The following is a 2,254-nucleotide window of genomic DNA, read 5'->3' as shown; positions in this document are numbered from 1 at the left end:
CAGAGCTATACCTACGGGGAATACATTCTTCCCTATAAAATTGCCAACTTACTTAAGATCTATCCAAAGCTAATTCCAAATATCACAATAAAGAATTCGAATGAAATTGTTGAATTAGTTATGCATCATCAAATTGATGTGGGGATAATAGAAGGAGATGTTACAAATGAGAAAATTAATATCATGCCATTTGCCTGTGATTATTTATCAATCACCGTAGCATCAAACCATCACTTACTAAACACACATAAAATAAAACCTTTTGATTTGAGTCAGGAGACATGGCTTATTCGTGAAGAGGGTTCAGGGACGAGGAAAATGCAGGATAAGGGCTTTGAAAAATTGGGTTTCTATCCCAAAAATATTATGACCTTTGGGAGTACGCAAGTGATCAAGGAATCAATTGAGGCTGGTTTAGGGATTTCTTTGCTTTCGCATTCAGCTATAAGAAATGAACTGGAACTAGAAAAGTTAAAATTGCTGAATATTAATGGTTTTCCAATCAAAAGAAATTTTTCGCTTGTAACTACACCTTCCAAATTTCAAACAAAAGCAACCGGGGTTTTTGTCGAATTATTAGTTAAAGAGTGAAATTAATTTAGCTCCCAGAATTGGGAAATCTTCCAAATCATCTTTGAATTTAGGAGGTATTACATGAGGGTCATTTTAACTGATTCATGTCGAGGAAAATTATCAGGAGTTACCATTCCCAAAAATTATGGAATCCGATTAATAGCTGATTACGAGGGCGGTGGTTGTAGCTGTGGCCTGACTATTAGAATGAAATTAGATTTAAGGAATCAAGGAGATTTATTTGTGATTTCAGACCATATTTCACTATTAATGGATAAAGCGTCTTATAGAATTCTTGGGTCTAATGAATTTACACTAGATTATAAAGATGATTTAGCATTTATCCTAAAAACGAAAAATGAAACATTGGCATATGGGATTTGGTTTAGTGATTAAGTCATTATATATCATGTGTACACGTATTGAATAAATGTTTGATTATATATTATATCTAAAATTTATTTGAATTTGAAAAGTGTATTATTTGTAAGCAGATTTGCGATTCTGCATTAAAGACTAACTGAATCAATTTCTACACTTTCAATCCCCTTAATTTTACTTGGAGTTGCTTATTCAAGAGTAGGGCGCCATTGTTAAAGAGCAAAGGAAAGAAATGATTAAACTTTTTTATAAAAATCTCATACTTAGCTAAAAAGAGTGACTCCATTTTGATCAATCTTTTTTCAAAGTGGAGTTTTTACATTTGCCGTCAAATAAGGATTGAATGAAGTTTTTTAATCAATCTTTATTCTAAAGCTACAAATTTCTTTTGTGACAAGGTATAACGGTGAAGAAGTTGCCGTAATTGAAATAGCTTTATAAAAAAGAAGGCAGCCCCATAAGGGCTGCTTTTTGGTTGTTTGTAGACATGTAGACGTGTCTACATTTGGTCGGTTAAATGGTTACTGCTTTTTCAGCTACTTGAATTGGTTTGTTAGTAAAAGTTGTGTCTTTCACTAAGGGCTGCACAGCAGCAGCTAGTAACAAGCCCGAAACAGTTAGCAGACTGAACAAAATTGTTTTTTTCTTCACATTAACGCCTCCGACATTTGTATGACTTTATCTTTCGCAAAATGGCCGTGTTCAAAATAGTATGCAGCTTTTTCGAAGTCATCCCTATTCTTATAATATTCAGCTATTTCTATTGAGAGATCGGCTGTCTCTGACCACAGCTGCATTTTTTCGAGGACTTCGATGTTTTGTCTGACCTCTTGGTCATTTTGCTTTTCATATAAAGAATGGATCAACTTTAATTTCGCTAAATACTCCCGTTCTCCTTCAGCCGTAGCTTTTTTCAAAGCTTTGTCATACCATGTTCGGGCAAGTTCGTAATCGCCTAATTGAAAAAGCACTTTACTAAGCATATACGCCGAGCGGACACCTACAAATGACTCTATATGTTCTGGAATAGTCCAAGCTTGTTCAAAACAGGTTGATGCTTCAGCAAACATTTTTCGCCGTTCATAAGCAATTCCTAAGTTAAAAAGGGCCAAACTTTCAGAGTATCTAAAGTCATTTGCTTTTGCTATAGTTCTTGCGCTTTCGTAGTGCTTTTCAGCTTCTTCAAAGAGCAGCAAATCAAGTTTATTAGCACCTAGCATCATTTCACAGTTGATTGTTTTTTCTTTATATGTGTCATGTGCTTTGAATGTGTCGTAAGCAATTTCAGCATGCACTAGTG

At 34.5% G+C, this 2,254-nt stretch carries 3 protein-coding genes; 2 read left to right on the top strand and 1 reads right to left on the bottom strand.

The genetic code is table 11. The annotated features are described in order from the left end of the window. Both ACFVFQ_RS38635 and ACFVFQ_RS38630 read left to right on the top strand, forming a co-directional pair. The coding region (locus ACFVFQ_RS38635) for a LysR substrate-binding domain-containing protein (protein WP_383425393.1) at nucleotides 1-591 on the top strand (591 nt) is incomplete at its 5' end. A 63-nt stretch (nucleotides 592-654) separates the two neighbouring features. Beyond that, nucleotides 655-969 carry a hypothetical protein gene (locus tag ACFVFQ_RS38630; protein WP_063262619.1) on the top strand — a complete coding sequence of 105 codons (315 nt, stop codon included), beginning with the start codon at nucleotides 655-657 and terminating at the stop codon, nucleotides 967-969. Between the two features lie 632 nt (nucleotides 970-1,601). On the opposite strand, the gene ACFVFQ_RS38625 is transcribed toward ACFVFQ_RS38630, so the two are convergent. Then, on the bottom strand, nucleotides 1,602-2,254 hold a 653-nt coding region (locus ACFVFQ_RS38625), incomplete at its 5' end, for a tetratricopeptide repeat protein (RefSeq protein ID WP_383425391.1).

It is taken from the genome of Streptomyces sp. NPDC057743 (assembly GCF_042798755.1).
Taxonomy (GTDB): Bacteria; Actinomycetota; Actinomycetes; order Streptomycetales; family Streptomycetaceae; genus Streptomyces.
This window is presented reverse-complemented; position numbering and strand designations above follow the sequence as displayed.